Origin of the sequence: Leisingera sp. JC1 (assembly GCF_001679925.1) — a bacterium.
In the GTDB taxonomy this organism is placed as follows: domain Bacteria; phylum Pseudomonadota; class Alphaproteobacteria; order Rhodobacterales; family Rhodobacteraceae; genus Leisingera.
This window is the reverse complement of sequence record NZ_LYUZ01000024.1, coordinates 71846-91347: the sequence shown is the minus strand read 5'-3', so window position 1 is coordinate 91347 and position 19502 is coordinate 71846. Positions and strand designations below refer to the sequence as shown.

The following is a 19502-nucleotide window of genomic DNA, read 5'->3' as shown; positions in this document are numbered from 1 at the left end:
CTTTGCTGATCACTGCCTGGGCTGACCATAGCGCTGCCGCGGCATTTATTTCAAGCTTAAAATTTCTCATGGCGAACCCTGAAAAACAAAAGCCGCGCAGGCCCAGGACCTGCGCGGCTTTGCATTTCGGAACGGCAGCGTAGCTTACATGCCAAGCGCTTCCTTGTACATTTCCAGCACCGCTTCTTCCTCAGCGATGTCGTTCTCGTCGCGCTTGCGCAGGGCGATGATCTTGCGCATCACCTTGGTGTCATAGCCGCGCCCCTTGGCCTCGGCCATCACCTCTTTCTGCTGCTCGGCAATGGTTTTCTTTTCTTCATCGAGCCGCTCGAACCGCTCGATGAACTGGCGCAGCTCGCCAGCGGTCACGCGGTAGTTTTCGCTCTTTTCGTCTTCTGTGATGTCCATCTGCGGCTCCGTCGGCAAAGGCTGTCAGTTGCTGTCGGAGCAAGGGGATAGCGCCCCGCCCGGCGCGCTGCAAGCCGGGAAAGCGGCAGAGGCGCACAGAGCGGCGAAAACCGGCAACAGAACCCGTCAAACGGGGCCGAAACGCTTGCACGCGCACAACGCATCGGCTAGGCGCATCCCTGCACAAAACCCCTCAGGAGCACACCTATGTTCGATCTGATCGTTTGGACCGGAGCCGCCGTATCCGTTGCCGGCCTGCTGGGTCTGGTTTGGTGCATCATCAAGGTCGCACGCGCCCGGCGCCAGAAACTGGACGACGAAGCGCTGCGCGCCGTGGTGCAAGCAGTGCTGCCCTACAATCTGGGTGCCCTGCTTCTGTCAGTACTTGGCCTGATGCTGGTGATGGTGGGCATCTTCCTGGGCTGACGCCCGGAACGCCCCTGCCCCTTCTCCGGTTAGACCGGCACGTTATCAAACATGTCCTCGACCGCCTCCTCGCACAGGGTTGCCTCCAGACGGCGCAAGCGGCCCGGAACCTCTGCACCGGTCTTGCGCATGTAGTCCAGCAGACGGATGAATTCCGGCCGCATGGCCAGCCTAGCAGCGCCGCTTTCCTTGCGGATCCGGGTTTCCAGGCTCTCGACGGTGCTGAGCAGATCTTCACGTGTCATAGCAGTCCTCCCTGTGTCATGATGAGGTTATCCCGGTATTTCACAACAGGCATATGAATACCCAAGCCATTTGAGCGTGCTGCCGCTTATTTACGCAGATTTACCGGTCCTCTGGTGGTTTTTGCGGCCTCCCGGCAGCGCAGCCAGCCTACCGCAGCGCAGCATCCCGGCGCCTTGACTTAAATCAGCTGGAAGTAATGATTCAGCAGCCTTTCAACAGCGCCCGCCGGCAGGCTTGAAACACATTCTCAAATCGTTATATGAATTGCAAACCCAAGGGAGAGCAACTGATGACCCCCGCCGTCAAAGCGTTTTTCGACGAAGCCACCAACACCGTTTCATATGTGGTGCGCGAACCGGAAGGTTCCGCCTGCGCCATCATCGATTCGGTGCTGGATTTTGATCAGGCCGCGGGCCGCACCTGCACCGCTTCAGCAGATGCCATCATCGCCTGGATCAAATCCGAAAACCTGCGTGTCGAGTGGATTCTGGAAAGCCATGTCCACGCCGACCACCTCTCCGCAGCGCCTTATATGCAAGAGCAGGTTGGCGGCAAGATCGGTATCGGCGACCAGATTACAGTGGTTCAGGACACCTTTGGTAAAGTGTTCAACGAAGGCACCGAGTTCCAGCGGGACGGCAGCCAGTTCGACCAGTTGTTCCGCGAAGGCGACAGTTTCATGATCGGGCAGATGCGCGGAGAGGTGCTGCACACGCCCGGCCATACGCCGGCCTGCCTCACCTATGTGATCGGTGATGCGGCCTTTGTCGGTGATACACTGTTCATGCCGGACTTTGGCACTGCCCGCTGTGATTTCCCCGGCGGTTCCTCTTCGGATCTTTACAACTCGATCCAGAAGATCCTGACGCTGCCCGATGACACCCGGGTCTTTGTCGGCCACGACTACAAGGCCCCGGGGCGTGACGATTTCGCCTGGGAGACCACTGTTGGCGAACAGAAAGCACTGAACGTGCATGTGGGCGCAGGCCGCAGCATCGAGGAATTTGTCGAGATGCGCGATGCCCGGGACGCGACGCTGGGCATGCCGCGCCTGATCCTGCCGTCGCTTCAGGTCAACATGCGCGCTGGTCAAATGCCCGAACCGGACGAACAGGGCGACGTGTTCCTCAAGATCCCGGTTAACAAAATTTAGACAGGCAAGACGGAGCAGCGTGATGGAAGCGGATTGGATCTGGGGACTTGGCGGCGGGCTGCTGATTGGCCTCGGCGGCGCAGTGTTCCTGCTGGGCAACGGACGCATCATGGGCGCCAGCGGCATTCTGGGCGGGCTGCTGGATGGCAGCGGCCGGTCCAATGCAGCTGAGCGCATCGCCTTCATTGGCGGCGTTGTTCTGGTGCCGCTTCTGATCGCTCTCGTCACGGGACATGCGCCAGTTACCCACGTCACCAGCAATGCTGCGGTGCTGATTGGCGCGGGGCTGCTGGTGGGCATCGGCACCCGCATTGCCAACGGCTGCACCTCCGGCCACGGGGTCTGCGGAATCTCCCGCTTGTCCCTGCGCGGCATCGCGGCAACTGCCGTTTTCATGCTGGCCGGCATTCTGACTGTAGCGGTTCTGCGCCAGTTGCTGGGAGTAATCTGATGCTGCGTATTCTTTTGGCCCTTTCCGCTGGCGGGCTGTTCGGCACCGGCCTGATGCTGTCAGGGATGACCGACACTGCCAAAGTGCAGGGGTGGCTGGACATCTTTGGTAACTGGGACCCCACGCTGGCCTTCGTGATGGGCGGCGCGCTTATTCCAATGGCCGTGGCCTGGCGGCTGACAGCAGGGCGAAGGCCTGCAGCTGGCGGCAGTTTCCCTGCCCCGCCGCACAAGGAATTGGACCGGCGGCTGATCCTGGGGTCTGTGCTGTTCGGCGCCGGCTGGGGCCTCGCCGGACTGTGCCCTGGCCCCGCCATGGCTTCGCTCAGCTACAACGGCTGGCAGGGTTTTCTGTTCTTTGCCGCAATGGCCTGCGGCATGATGGCCGCGCCCTGGTTCAGCCGGCATCTGGACCGTGCGGCTGCAAACGCGTAAAGACTCGGGCCATGGATGCACGCGTAATCACCCCCCGCTATTCGGTCTCGCCGCAGATCTCTGCCGAGGACCTGCCCGCCATTGCTGATGCCGGTTACAAGACGGTGATCTGCAACCGTCCGGATGAGGAAGTCCCGCCCAGCCATCAGGCAGAAGCCATCCGCGCCGCCGCCGAGGCCGCAGGGCTTCGGTTCGAGGTGCTGCCGCTGACCCACCAGACCATGACCCCGGATAATGTTGCCCTGCAGCGTGAACTGTATGAGGGCTGCGAAGGCCCCGTACTGGCCTACTGCGCCTCAGGCACGCGCTGTTCTGTGGTCTGGGCGCTGGGTCAGGCTTGCGACATGGCACCCGACGAGATCCTGCAGAAAACACAGGCCGCGGGGTATCAGCTGGACGGCCTGCGCCCGGCCCTGATTTCTTTGGCGGGCAGCTAACTGAGGAAGTCCTGGAGCAGAAGGGTGGACCGCGCTGCGGTTCAGCTTCGCCTGAGAAACATCTGATATTGGCCGCTTGCCGGCCAATTCTTCGCGGCCATACCCGGCCGCGCCTTATGCCGCTGCAGGCCAGGCTGACGCTTACAGCATCCGGGCACAACCATCTCTGCTGGCACCGCAACCTCCGGGGCGTTTTCGCAATTAAGCCGAACTGACAGGCCCTGCACGAAACTGGAATGCGCCGTTCAGCGGCGGCTGCGTCTCTGGAGGCTGGCCTCAGCCTTCCGGCAGCGCGCTTTCCAGGCCGGCAAGCTGGGATATTTCGTCAGCACCGCCAGCCGTGAAGTCACCCAGATCACCCGCAGGCAGGTCCGGCAGGTCAGACAGATCAGGAAGATCCGGCAAGCCGCCCTCCAGCCCATCCATGCTCAGCCCGGCGTCTCCATCAAGCGCAGGCAGGCCCATTGGATCCATCTCCCCGCCGAGACCGCCGCCAAGCGCGTCATCCATTCCCTCGCCGCCAAGCGCGGGCAAGCCGTCGCCGGCGCTTGCGTCCAGCGCCCCGGCGTCCAGGACCGGCCCAGCATCCAGCGCCGGGAGACCCATGTCATCCATGGGATCCTGCAACCCTTGCGCAGCGATTCCCATATCCAGATCCAGCGCAGGCGGCGCGTCCGGCAACGCCTGCATTCCGCCGCCTTCGGAGAACGCGGCGGCATCCGCGCCGCTTTCTGCGGGTCGGCTGTTCCTGGGCGGGTTCAGGCGCACCGCACGCGATCCGTTCATCTGGCCAAGACGCCCCTGCGCCACCGGCTTGCCGCCAATCGTCAGAAGGTCGGTTTCATAGAGGAACGCCGAATCCAGCGGAATGGTATCGCCGATCTGCAGGCTGGCGAATTTCTGCACCGGCACCCGCATCTTGCACAGAACCGCTGTCAGCTCCGCCCGGATCGAATCAAGGCTGGCCCCAAGAGACGGGCCATTGGCGCTGTTCTGGCCGTCATGCAATTCCTCTGCCGTGGGTTCAGGCAGGATCAGCTTCATCACCCCCTGCATGGCGCCGCAGGATAGATCCAAATTCAGTTCAATCACCCGGTAGTCGTCGGCCTCCATGCCCAGCACAAGGCTGCGCACGTTTTCAACCTGAGCGCCGAACCTGTAGCCGGAGAACAAGGATTGGTCCGCCTGGCCGTCCAGCATGGCCACGACCTTGGCGAAGCTGCGTTCCAGGAAGTCCGCGGTCATAGCGGCATCTGTTGGGGTATAGTGGCGCTCAGACGGCGCATTGCCAATGACCGCCCCGATGGTCTGCTGTTGAATCAGCGCCGTGACAGTGGCTGCATCCATGCTGGCAGCCCCAAGCCGCCCCTGCGGGCAATCAAGCACCACCAGAAGATCCTTATCCGACAGCTGGTCAGCCAGGTCTTCGGAGGCCCGGTTGGACTGGCGTGCCGCCAAAACCGCCATCGGCAGATTGCACAGGTCCGCAGCTGCGCGCGCGACTGAACGGCGCAACGCTTTCAGCGTCAGGGAACTGGTCAGCCCCCCGGCCCCTTCCTTCGTCGCTGCCAGCTTGCGTGCAAGCACACTTTGCCTGCCGCTGCCTGCCTCTGCTGCTTCTGTTTCAGACATAGGCTGTTTAACCTGCCCCTTGCGCGTCCCGTTTCCCCGGTTTTAACCGAAAGGGGGTTAACAACTTCTGTATTCCGGCACGTCTTATGCAGCCTTTTCACCTGCAGCAGGTAAGGAAACCCGGAAGGCTCCGCCGCCATGTCCCGGCAAATAGGAAACATCGCCGCCCAGCCGCTGCATGACCTCGCGGCAGATTGCCAGCCCCAGGCCGGCGCCGCCGGCCCGTTCCGGGCTGACCCGCGCAAATTTCTCAAAAATCATCTGCTGGGCGTCCGCTGGCACACCGCTGCCGTTGTCCGTAAAAACAATATGAAGCCGCCCGCCGGAGACCGAGGCGGAGACCGTCAGTTCTGGCTGCTCCGCATCGCAATATTTCTGGGCGTTGGCGATCAGGTTGATGAACACCTGCGCCAGCCGGTCCAGATCAGACGACAGACGGAACCCTTCCGCCTCCGGGCTGCGCCGGACCGTTAGCGGCATCTCTGAGCCGGCGAGCGCGGTTGCGACGGCGTGGTCCAGTACCTCGGTCAGTGTGCCCGCAGTGATGTTCAGGCTGACCTGACCGCTTTCAAGCACGCTGAGGTCCAGCAGATCGTTCAGCAGCCGGGTCAGCCGCAGTGTTTCGTCGTGGATAATTCCTGCGTAGCGGCGCTGCTCCTGCGGGCTGAGCTGCCCGGCATCGCGCAGAATTTCGGAAAACGCCCGGATTGACGTCATCGGGGTCCGAAGCTCGTGGCTGACCTGACTCAGGAACGCGTCTTTCTGCTCCGAGATCTGAGTGAGCTTCTCGTTTGTTTCCCGCAACTTGCGCGCCGTTGCAGACAACTCCGCCGATTGCGTCTCAAGGCGGCTGGAGTATTCCAGCATCTGCGCGGTTTCGTCCGCCACCGCCAGCAGATCGGCAACCGAAACCGACGAGCCGCCAGCAATCTGCCCGATCATCGCATGAGCCGCCGCCGCCCCGATGGAGGCGCTGAGTTCCCGCTCAAGCCGCTCAAGAAATGCTGGTGTCGGCTCGGGCAGCGGGCCTCGGCCGCCTTGCCGCATCCGCTCGCGCTGGAAGAATGCCTGCGCTTCCGTCGCCCCCAGAATCCGTTGCGACATGATCATCAGATCCTCGCATTGCGCCACCGATCCGGTCCAGCCGCGGGGACCCGCGGAATGGTCGAACACATTGACAAACTGCGCCCCCTGCAGACGTTCCAGCGGGCTGGGAAAGCTCATCAGAGAAACCAGGCAGAACACCAGCGCATTCAGGCTCATCGACCACATCACTGCGTGCACCGTCGGATCGAGGCCTTCGATCCCGAACAACGCCTCGGGCCGCAGCCAGCTGAGACCGAACAGCCCATGGCGCAGGATGTGTTCCGGCAGCAGCCCGCCGCCCAAGGCCGGAAGCATCATGGTATACAGCCAGATTGCAAACCCCACCGTCAGCCCCGCCAGCGCACCGCTGCGGGTGGCTCCGCGCCAGAACAGCCCGCCAACCAGCGCGGGCAGCAGCTGCGCCACCCCTGCAAAGGAGATCAGGCCGATGGCCGCCAGCGCAGCGGCCCCGCCGGAGAGGTGGTAATAGAAATATCCCAGGGCCATGATCACTGCGATCGACACCCGCCGCGACAGCAGCACCACGTCGCGCACGTCCCCAGAGACAGACGCCTGCCGGTTTTGCAGCCGCAGCCAGACCGGCATCACGATGTGGTTCGACACCATCGTCGACAGCGCCATCGCCGCCACAATCACCATTGAGGTGGCCGAAGAAAACCCGCCTAGGAAAGACAGCATCGCCAGCCCCTGCTGACCTTGCTGCAGCGGAACCGTCAAGACGAACATGTCGGGGTTAGAGCCGGCCGGCAGCAGATCCAGCCCGACCACGGCAATTGGGACCACGAACATCGAGATCAGCAGCAGGTACAGCGGAAACGCCCAGGAGGCGATCCGAAGATGGCGCTCGTCCTCGTTCTCAACCACCATCACCTGGAACATCCGCGGCAGGCAGATGAAAGCCGCAGCAGCCAGGAAGGTGATCGTGGCCCAGCGGCTGCCGTCGACATTCCACTGCCCGATCCGCGACGCATCGATGCGGGCCAGCGTTTCGCCAACGCCGCCAGCGATTCCCCAAACCACGAATATTCCGACCGCCAGCAAGGCCGCCAGTTTGACAATCGCCTCCAGTGCGACGGCGGTCACCACGCCGTGGTGGCGCTCATTGGCGTTAAGGTTGCGGGTGCCGAACAGGATCGCAAAGACTGCCAGCCCCGCAGCAACCCAGAACACGATCGAAGTTTCATTGTAACCGCGCAGCGGATCGGCCTCGGCAAAGATTGCAAAAGACAGCGTAACAGACTGCAATTGCAAGGAAATATACGGCGTCACGCCGATAACTGCCAGAATGGTCACACCAGCCGCCAGCAGGTTCGACTTGCCATAGCGCGAGGACAACAGATCAGCGATCGAGGTGATCCGCTGGCTGCGCCCGATCCGCACCAGCTTCCGCAAGCCCCACCACCAGCAGATCATCACCAGGGACGGACCCAAGTAGATGGTCACGAATTCCAGTCCCGAACGCGCCGCGTATCCTACCGCACCGTAAAATGTCCAGGCGGTGCAGTAGATCGACAGCGAAAGCGTGTAGATCAGCGGCGAGCGCATCCAGGCAGCGCTTTTGCCCCGCGTTGCCATGCGGTCGGCCCAGAACGCGATGAAGAACAGAAAGGCCACATAGGCCAGACAGACGAAGGCAAGGACGTTGAGGGAGGCCATCAGCTGTCCTCCGCCCTGCCGGGAGGCTGGCTTGCCGGGGCGCTGCCGCCGTCCGGGGCGCCACCGGTCCAGTGGTCAGCCCACCGCTGAACTGCCAGGCTGAACACGAAACAGGCAGCGATCATGGCAACCCAGACGGCAAAGACATAGATGATGGCCGTTGACATGCTGACGCCGCCGCGTGCCGCCGGATGGGCGGAGGCCTCAGGCCATAGCAGAGGCAGCGCCAGCAGCAGCGCGCCCAGAATCGGCAGCAGCCGGGAAATGTCCATCAGACGGCGGCGGCGGTAGGTCTGGCGCTCCGTGCGGGTACCCGCCTGCTCTTCACCGCTCCCCAGCGCCATCGCGCCCTTATCCCTGCCCGGCCTGTGCGTGCAGGTCGCGCACTGCCGTCAGAACCTCGGCGTTGGAGAAGGGTTTGGTCATGAAGCGCGTGACACCCGCCTTCTCTGCCATCTCGCGGTCACGCATCTGGCCGCGTGCTGTCAGCATCAGTACCGGCAGCGCCTGCAAACCGTCCTCCGCACGCAGTTCGCGCACGATTTCCAGCCCGCTCTTGCCCGGCAGCATCAGATCCAGAATCACCAGGTCTGGCCCCGCATCGCGGATCACTTCCACAGCAGTGGCGCCATCGGTGTGCGCGTCAACGCTCCAGCCGTCGCGCATCAGCAGAAACCGGATAGCCTCGGTGATGTTCGGTTCGTCTTCAATCAGAACAACATGCCTGCCCATCAGCAGAATTTCCTCCCGGCGCGGTCCTGCGGCCTGCTCGGCCCGGACACGCGGTTATTTTTCCGCAGGTTAGCCCCCTGCCCGCATGAGTGTCAAAACTCTTCCTTCAGGATCGACGGTTCGCGCCGTGCCAGACAGGCCTGGCGCGGGCAGATCCGGCAGCTGGCTCCCACCGGCTGCGGATCCTGTGCATCCTTGGCCCCGGGCAGGATCAGCATTACCGCTCGGTACAGGGGGTCCTCACCAAAGTCCGGCTGTTTCAGCATCCAGGCCGTGGCCATGCAATCAAACGCCGCAGCATTGCGCCCGTGCTGCACCACATTGCGCCGGACCGGCACATTAGGGCTCACCAAAGCAGTAAAAAGCGGCCAGAGCGGGCATGAAGCGCCGAAGCGCGGCATCGCAAAGCCAGTCACCGGCTTGCGGAACAACAGCGTGCCCGAGGCATCGCAAATCACCAGCCCGGCCTCCTGGCCCAGCACCTCCTCCGGCAGCGCCGCCAAGCGGCGCAACACGGCAGGCAGCCCGCAATTGAACCGGCCCGCCAAAGCAACCGGGTTTATCCCGTTTGCGGAAATCTCTTGTTCCAGAGCTTGCAGGGGCATCGCACGCGCGTCGGACTGGTATTGCGCTAGCGCTGCCTGGGCGAGGCTGCGGGCAGCCTCGCCGGTCAGGTCCGGCTCATCCCGCACCAAATCCTCAGGCGTGGCGGAGCCGTCTTCAAGGGCGGGGAAATGAAAACCGTTGCCCTGAAAAAACGCCTCAGATTCCTCCTGCGGCATACCGCGCCGGTCCGCGCCGCTGCCGTCCTCATCCAGAAAACTGACCAGCGCCCGGCTGCTTTCGGACAAGCGCAGCGAATCCTGGTTGAGGTTCTTATGGAACCGGTCCCGCCATTCCGGCTCCAGCTCTCCGGTTTCCGCGAGGATTGAAGCGGTGGAGCGGATCGCGGCCGCGGTCGACAGCACCTCATGCACCGAGGCTGCAAGGTTGGGGTCATGGGTCAGCCGGTCAGACAGAGTTTCCACCGTGCGCTCCAGCGTGGCGATGCGGCGGTGCCCTGCTGCCAGAACCTCTGCCCAGCCCGGAAAGCGGCCCGCAAATTCATCGACCCGGTCCAGTTCTGCCACCGGCACACCACTGTCCGCCGCCGCCTCCCGCAGGGTTGAGATCAGCGCCGCTTCTGCCCCTTCGCTGAGCATCGACGGCTCGACCCCGAGCACCCCGGCTATGCCTACCAGCAGCTTGCCGCCGATTCTGCGCCGGTTGTGCTCAATCAGGTTGAGGTAAGAGGCGGAAATCCCTGCCTCCCGCGCCAGTTCGGCCTGGCGCATGCCAAGGATCAGTCTGCGTTCGCGGATCCGGCTTCCGGTCAGGGTGTCGCGTGCCATGCGGGCGGGCCTCCCAAAACACTTCCATTTCAACAGCTTTCTGCAATGCAAAATAAGGTTATTTACAGAAGGCTCACGATTATTGTTCAGTTATTTACAGAATTTTCAAGCAATAAAAAGGTTTTATTGCCTGAGTTTACATGTGCCTCTCATACTGATTTTGCACGCAAAGTGCTGGTACCGCGCAGAAGTGAGGAGCTGCAAGGCACCAATCATATAGGGAGGAATACATGTCTAATTTTGATGCTTCGCGCCGCAGAGTCCTTAAGACCGGCGCAATTGCAGGCGCCGGTGTGGCGCTGCCGACCATCTTTACCGCCTCTTCCGCCGCGGCCTTCACCAATGAGCCGACCGGCGGCAGCGTTACTCTGGGCTTCAACGTGCCCCAGACCGGCCCCTATGCGGACGAAGGTGCCGACGAACTGCGCGCCTATGAACTGGCGGTCGAGCACCTGAATGGCGGCGGCGACGGCGGCATGATGAACACTTTCAGCTCCAAGGCGCTGCAAGGGAACGGCATTCTGGGCAAGAAAGTCGAGTACGTGACCGGCGACACCCAAACCAAATCGGATGCTGCCCGTGCCTCCGCCAAGTCGATGATCGAGAAGGACGGCGCGGTGATGATCACCGGCGGTTCCTCTTCCGGTGTTGCGATTGCCGTTCAAGGCCTCTGCCAGGAGGCAGGCGTTATCTTCATGGCCGGCCTGACCCATTCCAACGACACCACCGGCAAGGACAAGAAGGCCAACGGCTTCCGCCATTTCTTCAACGGCTACATGTCGGGCGCCGCGCTGGCACCGGTGCTTAAGAACCTCTATGGCACCGACCGTGTCGCCTATCACCTGACTGCCGACTACACTTGGGGCTGGACCCAGGAAGAGTCGATCGCCGCCGCCACCGAGGCGCTGGGCTGGCAGACCGTGAACAAGGTCCGCACCCCGCTCGCGGCCACCGATTTCTCCTCCTACATCGCGCCGGTGCTGAACTCGGGCGCTGACGTGCTGGTGCTGAACCACTATGGCGGCAACATGGTGAACTCGCTGACCAACGCGGTGCAGTTCGGCCTGCGCGAGAAAGTGGTGAACGGCAAGAACTTCGAGATCGTCGTGCCGCTCTACTCCCGCCTGATGGCCAAGGGCGCCGGCGAAAACGTGAAAGGCATCCATGGCTCCACCAACTGGCACTGGACGCTGCAGGATGAAGGCTCCAAGGCCTTTGTGAAATCCTTCGGCACCAAATACGGCTTCCCGCCGAGCCAGGCCGCGCACACCTGCTACGTGCAGACACTGCTCTATGCAGATGCGGTCGAGCGCGCCGGAAGCTTCAATCCCTGTGCCGTCGCCGAGGCGCTTGAAGGGTTTGAGTTCGACGGCATGGGCAACGGCCCGACCCTCTACCGCGCCGAAGATCACCAATGCTTCAAGGACGTTCTGGTGGTGCGCGGCAAGGAAAACCCGACCTCGGAATTCGACCTTCTGGAAGTGGTCGAGGTCACCCCGCGGGCGCAGGTGGAATACGCACCGGACCACCCGATGTTCGCAGGCGGCAATCTGGGCTCCTGCAACCCGGGCGCATAAGCCAGCCGCAGGGCACCGGAAGTTTTAGAATTCCGGGCCGGAGTCCGCACCGGGCTCCGGCTGCCCCAACCGGCCCGTCCGCTCCCCCGCCGGGCGGGCCTTCCCCAACCTGACTAACGGTGGGACCCATGGACGCCATTCTCCTGCAAATCCTGAACGGGCTCGACAAAGGCTCGGCCTATGCGCTGATCGCGCTGGGTTTGACACTCATCTTCGGCACGCTGGGCGTGGTGAACTTCGCCCACGGGGCGCTGTTCATGATCGGCGCCTTCTGCGCCGTCACCCTGCAGCGTATCCTGAACCTCAGCTTTGAATTCGTGGACGAGACCCAGACCGACTTTCTGGGTAACCCGCTCAAGGTCAAAACCCCCTATGTGGAGGCCTGGTTCGGCCCCGACATCGGCGGCAGCATCATCGACTGGGCGGTGCCGTTGGCGATCCTGTTTGCGATCCCGATCATGATCGGTGTCGGCTATGTGATGGAGCGCGGGCTGATCAAGCACTTCTACAAGCGCCCCCACGCCGACCAGATCCTGGTAACTTTCGGCCTCGCCATCGTGCTGCAGGAAGTGGTGAAATACTTCTATGGCGCCAACCCGATCCAGACCCCGGCTCCGGATACTTTGAACGGCGTTGTGAACCTGGGCGCAGCCATCGGCATGGACATCGTCTATCCGGTCTGGCGCGTGGTCTACTTTTTCTTTGCGGTGCTGATTATTGGGGGCATCTTCTGCTTCCTGCAGTTCACCACCTTCGGCATGGTGGTTCGGGCCGGCATGGCGGACCGCGAAACCGTAGGCCTGCTGGGCATCAACATCGACCGCCGCTTTACCATCATGTTCGGCATTGCGGCCGCTGTCGCGGGCCTGGCCGGCGTCATGTACACCCCGATCAACTCCCCCAATTACCATATGGGCATGGACTTCCTGGTTCTCAGTTTTGTGGTGGTGGTTGTCGGCGGCATGGGCTCCCTGCCCGGCGCGGTACTGGCAGGCTTCCTGCTGGGTGTGCTCGAAAGCTTTGCCTCGATGAACGAGGTCAAATCGCTGCTGCCCGGCATCGACCAGATCATCATCTACGTGGTCGCAATCATCATTCTGCTGACCCGGCCTCGGGGCCTGATGGGCCGCAAAGGCGTGATGGAGGAATAAGACATGTTCGGACTCGACAAAAAAGATACATCAAAGCTGATCATCGTCGCCTGCCTCGCACTGCTTGCGCCCTTTATCCTGAACCCCTTCCCGACGGACAGCGCCCTGGCGCAGTTCAACGCGGGCTATCCGGACCTGATGCAGCGTTTCGTGATCTTCGGGATCTTTGCCATCGGCTTCAACATCCTCTTTGGCCTCACCGGCTACCTGTCCTTCGGCCACGCGGCCTTTCTGGGTGTCGGCTCCTACTCCGCCGTCTGGATGTTCAAGCTGATCGGCATGAACGTGATCCCGGCGATCGTGCTGTCGGTGATCGTCGCGGGCCTGTTTGCGCTGCTGATCGGCTTTGTCAGCTTGCGACGCTCGGGCATCTACTTCTCGATCCTGACGCTGGCCTTTGCGCAGATGTCCTTCAACCTAGCCTATTCGGTTCTGACACCGATCACCAACGGCGAGACCGGCCTGCAGCTGACGCTGGAAGACCCCCGCATACTGGGTGTCTCGGCCACCGCCGACGGCTCGATCCCGGTCACCAACCTGTTCGGGCTTGAAATGCGCTCCACCTTCGAGCTGGCGCTCGGCCCCTGGGCCTTCCAGTTCAACGCCGGCTATTACCTCTGCGCGCTGATCATGCTGGCCGCCTTCTATCTGGCGATCCGCATCTTCCGCTCGCCTTTCGGCATGATGCTGCGGGCGGTGAAGTCGAACCAGCAGCGGATGAACTACACCGGCCTGAACACCCGTCCCTACACACTCGCGGCCTTCGTGATTTCCGGCATGTATGCAGGACTGGCAGGCGGGCTGATGGCTTCGATGGACCCCCTGGCGGGTGCCGAGCGGATGCAGTGGACCGCCTCTGGCGAGGTGGTGCTGATGACCATTCTCGGCGGTGCCGGCACGCTGATCGGCCCGGTCCTGGGTGCAGGCTTCATTAAATACTTCGAGAACATCTTCTCCAAGATCAACGACAACGTGCTGCACACCTGGTTCAGCTTCCTGCCCGACGGGATGGAGGACGCGGTAGTGTTCATCATCCACCCCTTCATCGGCAAGGGCTGGCACCTGACCCTGGGCATCCTGTTCATGCTGGTGGTGATCTTCCTGCCCGGCGGCCTGGTTGAAGGCGGCCAGCGGATCAAGGGCTGGCTCAGCCGCCGCAAGGCCAAAGACGGCGGCAAGGCTGCCGGCGAAACCAACCCCGCAGAATAAGGAGACAGAACAATGGGTATCCTTGAAGTCAAAGACGTGGGGAAACGGTTCGGCGGCCTGCAGGCGCTGTCCGACGTGAACCTCAGCGTTCAGGAAAACTCGGTCCACGCAATCATCGGGCCGAACGGCGCTGGCAAGTCCACCCTGCTCAATTGCCTGGTGGGCAAACTGATCCCCGACACCGGATCGGTCATGTTCGACGGCCAGTCGGTGCTGGGCCGCGCGCCTTACGAGATCAATCAGATGGGCATCTCCCGCGTGTTCCAGACGCCGGAAATCTTCGGCGACCTGACGGTGCTGGAGAACATGATGATCCCCTGCTTTGCCAAGCGCGACGGCGCGTTTGAGCTGAACGCCCTGTCCGCAGTGCTGAAGCAGAAGGACATTCTGCAAAAGGCCGAGCACATGCTGGAAGAGATGAACATGGCAGACAAGCGGCACATGAACGCTGCCGCCATGTCCCGCGGCGACAAGCGGCGTCTGGAGATCGGCATGTGCCTGAGCCAGGAACCGCGCCTGCTGCTGCTGGACGAGCCCACCGCCGGCATGGCGCGGGCCGACACCAACAACACTATCGATCTTCTGAAGCAGATCAGTGACGAGCGCGACATTACCATCGCCATCATCGAGCACGACATGCATGTTGTGTTCAGCCTCGCCAACCGGATCACCGTGCTGGCCCAGGGCACCCCGCTGGTGGAGGACGATCCGCAAAACATCCGCGGCAACCCGAAGGTGCGCGAAGCGTACCTTGGCGAGTCGGCGTAAGGAGGAACCAAGATGAACGTCAAACCCGATTTCTCCAAAAACGCCAACGCCGCCACCACCGCCCCGGCCTTCCTGTCAGTTTGGGATGTGCACGCCTATTATGGCGAGAGCTACATCGTGCAAGGCATCAGCTTCAACGTCCACGAGGGCGAGATCCTGGCCCTCCTGGGCCGCAACGGCGCCGGCAAGACGTCGACCCTGCGGTCAATTGCCCGCACTGGCTCCCCCATGGTGACCCGCGGCGAAATCTGGCTTGACCACAAGCCGCTGCACAACATGGCCTCGCATGAGGCCGCCGCCGCCGGGCTTGGCCTGGTGCCCGAGGACCGCCGCATCATCCCCGGACTAACGGTTGAAGAAAACCTGCAGCTCGCCCAGATCGCCCCGCCCATCGGCTGGTCGCTGGAGCGTCTCTATGATCTGTTCCCGCGCCTCGGCGAACGCCGCAAGCAAGAAGGCGTAACGCTTTCGGGCGGTGAGCAGCAGATGCTGGCAATTGCCCGGGCGCTGGCCCGTGACATCAAGGTGCTGTTGCTGGATGAACCCTACGAAGGCCTCGCCCCGGTGATCGTGGACGAGATTGAAAAGACCCTTATCCACATCAAGGAACAGGGCATGACAACCATCATTGTCGAGCAGAACGCGGTCCGCGCCCTGGAATTGGCGGACCGTGCAGTGATCCTCGATACCGGCGGCATCGTCTTTGACGGCACCGCCGCCGAGGTTCTGGAGAACGAGGAACTGCGCGCCGAATACCTGGCGATCTGAACCGCATCCCGAACTTCATCTCCGCCGTGCCGGCCACCCGCGTGCCGGAACTGTGTGACTGAGGCCAGCTCTGTTCAGGGCTGGCCATTTTTTTGACAACCGCCAATGGAAAACACAAACTCCGGGCCGTAAACCTCAGTTATACGGAGCTGTTTTCAGCCCTGTTGCAACCTTGCGCCTATTCAGAATGTCCGCCCTGCCCCCGAAGTCGATGCCACAGCCTGCACCAGTCCGGTGCGGTCTTTGACACGACACGGAAAGGACCACGTCATGCGCAACTCCCTGAAACTCCTCGCCCTCGCTCTCAGCCTTCCTGCGGCGACGGCTTTTGCCTCTGAAGGCCCCATCAGCAGTGAAACTGAAACAAAGATCCGCGAGCTGCTGGCCGGCCAAGGCTTTGAGGTCACCGAAATTGAAGCCGAAGACGGCATGTTCGAAGCCGAAGCCACCAAAGATGGCAAGGAATACGAGTTCCTTCTGAATGACCAGTTCGAAGTCGTGAAGACCGAGGAAGACAGCGAGGACGACTGAGCGCCCGCACAGACATGTTTCCCGGATGCAGCAGCCTCCGCATCCGGGACCAACAGGAGGCTGACATGCAAAAAGCATATGTCTGGGACCCTCTGGTGCGAACGTTTCACTGGCTGCTGGCTTGCAGTTTTTTTGCCAACACGCTGCTGACCGATCCGGACGGAACCCTTCATCATTACATTGGCTACTTCATCGCGGCACTGGTGGGATTGCGGGTGATCTGGGGGCTGACCGGCAGCCGTTACGCCCGGTTCTCCAGCTTCCCGCCTCATCCGGGCGCCGCCGCCGGTCAATTGACCGATATTGCAACAGGGCGGGTGCGCCACCACAAGGGCCACACCCCGCTGGGGGCTTTGATGATCTACAACCTTCTGTTGACGCTGCTGGCGGTGGCGCTCACCGGCTGGATGGCGGCTTCACCAGGTTTCCAGGACATAGGCTGGCCGGAAGACCTGCATGAGGCGCTTGTCTCCTGGGCAGAATTCTCGGTTGTCCTGCATGTGGCTGCGGTGTTGTTCGAAAGCCGCCGGACCAAAGTCAATCTGGCGCGCGCGATGGTCACTGGCTACAAGGAACTGCCTGAGACCGACGCGGAGCCTTCGCCATGAGCCAAAACCGGCAAGACCCGGCCCAACCCTGGATCCTGATTGCCGTCATCGCCGTGCAGGCCCTCTGCGCGGCGGTGTTTCTAGGCGACATGATTGCAGATCTCTCCGGCATGGAAGCCGCGGAAACCGAACAAGGCGAAGGCCCGCACGCCTATGTCGAAGGCCTGGCCGCGGTGGCCCTGCTTGCTGCAATCGTGATCGAGACCCGTATCCTGATGTGGCTGATGCGGCGCAAAGCGCATCTGGAGGAAAGCCTGAATTCGGCTCAGGCCGCCGTGCAGGAGGTGATCGACGCCGAGTTTGCCAATTGGAGCCTGACGCCCGCCGAACTGGACGTCGCGACCTTCCTGGTCAAGGGTCTCAGCACCTCCGAAATCGCCGCCATGCGCGGCAGCGCCGAGGGCACCGTCAAGGCACAGCTCAATGCGATCTACCGCAAGTCCGGCACCGGCAACCGGGCCGAACTGATGAGCCTGCTGATAGACACCCTGATGGGCCGGCGTCAGACCGAAGTTGAAGAAGGCTCCGCCCGATCCGCCTGAACGCCTGTCACAGCATCTGGCGAAGTTCGGTTTTCAGAACTTTGCCGTAGTTGTTCTTGGGCAGCGCCTCGATATGCAAATACGCCTTGGGGCGTTTGAATCGCGCGATACGGCTGTTGCACAGTTCGTCCAGCTCGTCATCCGGCGCATCACCCACGACAAAGGCCACCACTTCCTCACCCCAGTCCGTGTGCGGCCGGCCCACCACAGAGACCTCACGCACCTGCGGGTGCATCAGCAGAACCTCCTCCACCTCGCGCGGGTAAACGTTGGAGCCGCCGGTGATGATCATGTCCTTGGAACGGTCCTGCAGGGTCAGGTAGCCATCGTCGTCCAGCACCCCCATGTCGCCGGTCATCAGCCAGCCATTGATCAGGGTCTTCTCTGTCGCCTCCGGGTTCCGCCAGTATCCGGGCATCACCGCGTCGCCGCGCACCATGATCTCGCCGTGGCTACCGGCTGGCAGGAATTCCCCCTCTGGTGTGCCGATCCGCACGTCCACCACACTCTGCGCCTTGCCGACGCTGGCCAGCCGCTCCTTCCAGCGGGGATGCGCGCGGTCCTGCACGTCGTGACGCTTCAGCGCGGTGATTGCCATCGGGCATTCGCCCTGACCGTAGACCTGCACAAAGACCGGGCCGAAATGCGAGACCGCCTCAACGATGTCGGCAACATACATCGGCCCGCCGGCATAGACGACCGTGCGCAAACCCTCGCCCTTGCGGCCCAGCCGCTTGGCTTCGGAGGTCATGCGCGTGACCATCGTTGGTGCGGCAAACATGTGAACCCGCCCGAAATGCGCGGCAAGATCGAAAATCTCCGCCTCGTCGAAGCCGCCGGACACCGGGCAGACATGCCGCGCACCCGCCAGCACATGCTGGATGGCATAGATCCCCGCGCCATGGCTCATCGGCGCTGCGTATAGTGCGTGATCCTCCGCGCTTACCTGATCGACATCCGCGAAGTAGGTTACGGCCATGTTCATCAGCATCCGATGGGTAATCATCACCCCCTTGGGCCGCCCGGTAGTCCCGGAGGTATAAAACAGCCAGGCAAGATCTTCCGGCAGGCGCGCGGCAGGCTCCGCGACCGGTTCCGCCTGCAAGGCATCGGCATACTCCGCGCCGGTAATATCCACGCAGCGCACCGCAGCCTCGGTCCCTTCGACCGCCTCAGTCAGTCCCGGTGAGGTAAACACCAGCCCTGCACCGGAATTCTGCAAAATGAACTCTGCTTCCTTGCCATGCAGCTTGGCATTGATCGGCACCGCGGCCGCGCCTGCATACCAGATGCCGTAAAGCGCGATCAGGTAGTCCGGGCAGTTCTTCATAAAGATGCCGACCCGGTCGCCTGGCACGACGCCCTGCGCCCGCAGCCAGCCCGCAACCGAAGCAGCGCGCGCATCGAACCCGGCATAATCCGCCACCAGCTCCTTCCCCAGATACAGCGCCGGCCGCGCCCCTTCTGCCGCGGCCATCCTCGCCAGCCACACCGCTATGTTCATCCCAATCGCCTCCCCGGCTTGCCGTTGCGGCCGGAAACTGGCACGCAAGGGCAAAACCCTTCAATTCCGCAAAAATACCTGCGTAAGAATACCATATGAGCGATCTTGCCTTTGACCATGCCCCTGTGGGCCTTGCGGTTCTGGAACGCCGCGTCATCACCCGGTGCAACCTGCAATTCGCCGCGACCTTTGGCGGCGCGCCCGGCGATTATACCGGCATGCTGGTTGCTGAGCTTTATCCCAGCCAGGAAGACTTCAACCGCATCGGTGCCCTTCTGCAGCAGCCCGAAGCGCAAAGCGGCAGCTACAGCGACGAGCGTATCATGCGCCGCCGGACGGGCGGATTGTTCTGGTGCCGGGTGCGCGGCCGCTCCGTGACGCCTGAGGCTCCGTTTCAGACCGGCATCTGGTCCTTTGCCGACATTTCCGACGACCGCCCCGTGGTCTCCCTTACTCCGCGCGAGCGCGAGGTTGCGATCCTCACCTGCAAGGGGCTGTCAGCCAAGGAAATCGGCAAGCAGCTGGATCTGTCCTACCGGACTGTGGAGAGCCACCGCGCGCATCTCTTGCAAAAATTCGGCGCCCGCAAACTGCCGGAGCTGGTGGCCAAACTGACCGGGATGCCCCTCTGACCAGGAAATTCCCGCAGGCAATTGCGAATCCGCGCCATAGACCTCATGTTACACCGCAGTTCAGGAGTGCTTTCCTTGCGGTAATCCTTGCCCTATAAGCGCCCTAATTTCCTGCCCGCCCATCCGGCGGGCCTGTCGG

At 62.3% G+C, this 19502-nt stretch carries 22 protein-coding genes; 14 read left to right on the top strand and 8 right to left on the bottom strand.

Annotated features, from left to right (window positions below; all coding sequences use genetic code 11):
* Positions 1-144: 144 nt before the first annotated feature.
* A complete protein-coding gene (locus A9D60_RS04100) occupies positions 145-408 on the bottom strand; it encodes a DUF2312 domain-containing protein (protein WP_008553759.1) in 264 nt (87 codons plus the stop codon).
* Positions 409-615: 207 nt separating this feature from the next.
* On the opposite strand from A9D60_RS04100, the gene A9D60_RS04095 reads away from it, so the two are divergent.
* Positions 616-834, top strand: coding sequence for a hypothetical protein (locus tag A9D60_RS04095; RefSeq protein ID WP_065266424.1), 219 nt, complete (start codon positions 616-618; stop codon positions 832-834).
* 29 nt (positions 835-863) lie between these two features.
* Here the strand turns inward: A9D60_RS04095 and A9D60_RS04090 are convergent, their stop codons facing one another.
* Positions 864-1079 carry a hypothetical protein gene (locus A9D60_RS04090; RefSeq protein WP_065266423.1) on the bottom strand — a complete coding sequence of 72 codons (216 nt, stop codon included), beginning with the start codon at positions 1077-1079 and terminating at the stop codon, positions 864-866.
* Between the two features lie 290 nt (positions 1080-1369).
* Between A9D60_RS04090 and A9D60_RS04085 the strand changes: the two genes are divergently transcribed.
* Genes A9D60_RS04085 through A9D60_RS04070 form a run of 4 tightly spaced genes read left to right on the top strand, consistent with a single transcriptional unit; the run spans position 1370 to position 3555 of the window.
* Positions 1370-2233 (top strand): MBL fold metallo-hydrolase, encoded by an 864-nt coding sequence (locus A9D60_RS04085; protein WP_065266462.1) that lies wholly within the window; start codon positions 1370-1372, stop codon positions 2231-2233.
* A gap of 22 nt (positions 2234-2255) precedes the next feature.
* Positions 2256-2684 carry a YeeE/YedE family protein gene (locus A9D60_RS04080; protein WP_065266422.1) on the top strand — a complete coding sequence of 143 codons (429 nt, stop codon included), beginning with the start codon at positions 2256-2258 and terminating at the stop codon, positions 2682-2684.
* A complete protein-coding gene (locus A9D60_RS04075) occupies positions 2684-3118 on the top strand; it encodes a DUF6691 family protein (protein WP_175392886.1) in 435 nt (144 codons plus the stop codon). Before A9D60_RS04080 ends, A9D60_RS04075 begins: the two co-directional genes overlap by 1 nt.
* A gap of 11 nt (positions 3119-3129) precedes the next feature.
* Complete coding sequence (locus A9D60_RS04070) at positions 3130-3555, top strand: TIGR01244 family sulfur transferase (protein ID WP_065266421.1); 426 nt, start codon at positions 3130-3132, stop codon at positions 3553-3555.
* Between the two features lie 276 nt (positions 3556-3831).
* On the opposite strand, the gene A9D60_RS04065 is transcribed toward A9D60_RS04070, so the two are convergent.
* The 5 genes from A9D60_RS04065 to A9D60_RS04045 form a co-directional block, all read right to left on the bottom strand.
* Positions 3832-5187: a FliM/FliN family flagellar motor C-terminal domain-containing protein gene (locus A9D60_RS04065; protein WP_065266420.1), complete on the bottom strand. Its 1356-nt coding sequence runs from the start codon at positions 5185-5187 to the stop codon at positions 3832-3834.
* Between the two features lie 84 nt (positions 5188-5271).
* Positions 5272-7950 carry an ATP-binding protein gene (locus tag A9D60_RS04060; protein WP_065266419.1) on the bottom strand — a complete coding sequence of 893 codons (2679 nt, stop codon included), beginning with the start codon at positions 7948-7950 and terminating at the stop codon, positions 5272-5274.
* Complete coding sequence (locus A9D60_RS04055; RefSeq protein WP_065266418.1) at positions 7950-8294, bottom strand: hypothetical protein; 345 nt, start codon at positions 8292-8294, stop codon at positions 7950-7952. The genes A9D60_RS04060 and A9D60_RS04055 overlap by 1 nt, the downstream gene beginning before the upstream one ends.
* A 7-nt stretch (positions 8295-8301) precedes the next feature.
* Positions 8302-8682 carry a response regulator transcription factor gene (locus A9D60_RS04050; RefSeq protein ID WP_065266417.1) on the bottom strand — a complete coding sequence of 127 codons (381 nt, stop codon included), beginning with the start codon at positions 8680-8682 and terminating at the stop codon, positions 8302-8304.
* 92 nt (positions 8683-8774) lie between these two features.
* Positions 8775-10073: a helix-turn-helix domain-containing protein gene (locus A9D60_RS04045; protein ID WP_065266416.1), complete on the bottom strand. Its 1299-nt coding sequence runs from the start codon at positions 10071-10073 to the stop codon at positions 8775-8777.
* 230 nt (positions 10074-10303) lie between these two features.
* Here A9D60_RS04045 and A9D60_RS04040 point away from each other — a divergent pair, with 230 nt between their 5' ends.
* From A9D60_RS04040 to A9D60_RS04005, 8 genes are all read left to right on the top strand, one after another.
* Positions 10304-11650, top strand: a complete 1347-nt coding sequence (locus A9D60_RS04040; protein WP_065266415.1) for a substrate-binding protein — start codon at positions 10304-10306, stop codon at positions 11648-11650.
* A 128-nt stretch (positions 11651-11778) separates the two neighbouring features.
* Entirely contained in the window at positions 11779-12801 is a 1023-nt protein-coding gene (locus tag A9D60_RS04035) for a branched-chain amino acid ABC transporter permease (RefSeq protein ID WP_065266414.1), read from the top strand.
* A gap of 3 nt (positions 12802-12804) precedes the next feature.
* Entirely contained in the window at positions 12805-14010 is a 1206-nt protein-coding gene (locus tag A9D60_RS04030; protein ID WP_065266413.1) for a branched-chain amino acid ABC transporter permease, read from the top strand.
* A 12-nt stretch (positions 14011-14022) separates the two neighbouring features.
* Complete coding sequence (locus A9D60_RS04025; protein WP_065266412.1) at positions 14023-14778, top strand: ABC transporter ATP-binding protein; 756 nt, start codon at positions 14023-14025, stop codon at positions 14776-14778.
* Between the two features lie 12 nt (positions 14779-14790).
* Entirely contained in the window at positions 14791-15546 is a 756-nt protein-coding gene (locus A9D60_RS04020; protein WP_065266411.1) for an ABC transporter ATP-binding protein, read from the top strand.
* 270 nt (positions 15547-15816) lie between these two features.
* Positions 15817-16077 (top strand): PepSY domain-containing protein, encoded by a 261-nt coding sequence (locus tag A9D60_RS04015; protein ID WP_065266410.1) that lies wholly within the window; start codon positions 15817-15819, stop codon positions 16075-16077.
* A gap of 65 nt (positions 16078-16142) precedes the next feature.
* Positions 16143-16685, top strand: coding sequence for a cytochrome b/b6 domain-containing protein (locus A9D60_RS04010; protein WP_065266460.1), 543 nt, complete (start codon positions 16143-16145; stop codon positions 16683-16685).
* The gene (locus A9D60_RS04005) at positions 16682-17227 is read left to right on the top strand and encodes a helix-turn-helix transcriptional regulator (RefSeq protein WP_065266409.1); all 546 of its coding nucleotides are present in this window, start codon (positions 16682-16684) and stop codon (positions 17225-17227) included. The genes A9D60_RS04010 and A9D60_RS04005 overlap by 4 nt, the downstream gene beginning before the upstream one ends.
* A 7-nt stretch (positions 17228-17234) precedes the next feature.
* Here A9D60_RS04005 and A9D60_RS04000 read toward each other — a convergent pair whose 3' ends face one another.
* Positions 17235-18731 carry a class I adenylate-forming enzyme family protein gene (locus A9D60_RS04000; protein WP_065266408.1) on the bottom strand — a complete coding sequence of 499 codons (1497 nt, stop codon included), beginning with the start codon at positions 18729-18731 and terminating at the stop codon, positions 17235-17237.
* Between the two features lie 95 nt (positions 18732-18826).
* Between A9D60_RS04000 and A9D60_RS03995 the strand changes: the two genes are divergently transcribed.
* Positions 18827-19363: a PAS and helix-turn-helix domain-containing protein gene (locus tag A9D60_RS03995; protein ID WP_065266407.1), complete on the top strand. Its 537-nt coding sequence runs from the start codon at positions 18827-18829 to the stop codon at positions 19361-19363.
* The last annotated feature ends 139 nt before the right edge of the window (positions 19364-19502 follow it).

Bases quoted from the DNA above. Each gene is read 5' to 3' on its own strand.
- A9D60_RS04100 (WP_008553759.1), bottom strand. From the start codon at position 408: ATGGACATCACAGAAGACGAAAAGAGCGAAAACTACCGCGTGACCGCT.
- A9D60_RS04095 (WP_065266424.1), top strand. From the start codon at position 616: ATGTTCGATCTGATCGTTTGGACCGGAGCCGCCGTATCCGTTGCCGGC.
- A9D60_RS04090 (WP_065266423.1), bottom strand. From the start codon at position 1,079: ATGACACGTGAAGATCTGCTCAGCACCGTCGAGAGCCTGGAAACCCGG.
- A9D60_RS04085 (WP_065266462.1), top strand. From the start codon at position 1,370: ATGACCCCCGCCGTCAAAGCGTTTTTCGACGAAGCCACCAACACCGTT.
- A9D60_RS04080 (WP_065266422.1), top strand. From the start codon at position 2,256: ATGGAAGCGGATTGGATCTGGGGACTTGGCGGCGGGCTGCTGATTGGC.
- A9D60_RS04075 (WP_175392886.1), top strand. From the start codon at position 2,684: ATGCTGCGTATTCTTTTGGCCCTTTCCGCTGGCGGGCTGTTCGGCACC.
- A9D60_RS04070 (WP_065266421.1), top strand. From the start codon at position 3,130: ATGGATGCACGCGTAATCACCCCCCGCTATTCGGTCTCGCCGCAGATC.
- A9D60_RS04065 (WP_065266420.1), bottom strand. From the start codon at position 5,187: ATGTCTGAAACAGAAGCAGCAGAGGCAGGCAGCGGCAGGCAAAGTGTG.
- A9D60_RS04060 (WP_065266419.1), bottom strand. From the start codon at position 7,950: ATGGCCTCCCTCAACGTCCTTGCCTTCGTCTGTCTGGCCTATGTGGCC.
- A9D60_RS04055 (WP_065266418.1), bottom strand. From the start codon at position 8,294: ATGGCGCTGGGGAGCGGTGAAGAGCAGGCGGGTACCCGCACGGAGCGC.
- A9D60_RS04050 (WP_065266417.1), bottom strand. From the start codon at position 8,682: ATGGGCAGGCATGTTGTTCTGATTGAAGACGAACCGAACATCACCGAG.
- A9D60_RS04045 (WP_065266416.1), bottom strand. From the start codon at position 10,073: ATGGCACGCGACACCCTGACCGGAAGCCGGATCCGCGAACGCAGACTG.
- A9D60_RS04040 (WP_065266415.1), top strand. From the start codon at position 10,304: ATGTCTAATTTTGATGCTTCGCGCCGCAGAGTCCTTAAGACCGGCGCA.
- A9D60_RS04035 (WP_065266414.1), top strand. From the start codon at position 11,779: ATGGACGCCATTCTCCTGCAAATCCTGAACGGGCTCGACAAAGGCTCG.
- A9D60_RS04030 (WP_065266413.1), top strand. From the start codon at position 12,805: ATGTTCGGACTCGACAAAAAAGATACATCAAAGCTGATCATCGTCGCC.
- A9D60_RS04025 (WP_065266412.1), top strand. From the start codon at position 14,023: ATGGGTATCCTTGAAGTCAAAGACGTGGGGAAACGGTTCGGCGGCCTG.
- A9D60_RS04020 (WP_065266411.1), top strand. From the start codon at position 14,791: ATGAACGTCAAACCCGATTTCTCCAAAAACGCCAACGCCGCCACCACC.
- A9D60_RS04015 (WP_065266410.1), top strand. From the start codon at position 15,817: ATGCGCAACTCCCTGAAACTCCTCGCCCTCGCTCTCAGCCTTCCTGCG.
- A9D60_RS04010 (WP_065266460.1), top strand. From the start codon at position 16,143: ATGCAAAAAGCATATGTCTGGGACCCTCTGGTGCGAACGTTTCACTGG.
- A9D60_RS04005 (WP_065266409.1), top strand. From the start codon at position 16,682: ATGAGCCAAAACCGGCAAGACCCGGCCCAACCCTGGATCCTGATTGCC.
- A9D60_RS04000 (WP_065266408.1), bottom strand. From the start codon at position 18,731: ATGAACATAGCGGTGTGGCTGGCGAGGATGGCCGCGGCAGAAGGGGCG.
- A9D60_RS03995 (WP_065266407.1), top strand. From the start codon at position 18,827: ATGAGCGATCTTGCCTTTGACCATGCCCCTGTGGGCCTTGCGGTTCTG.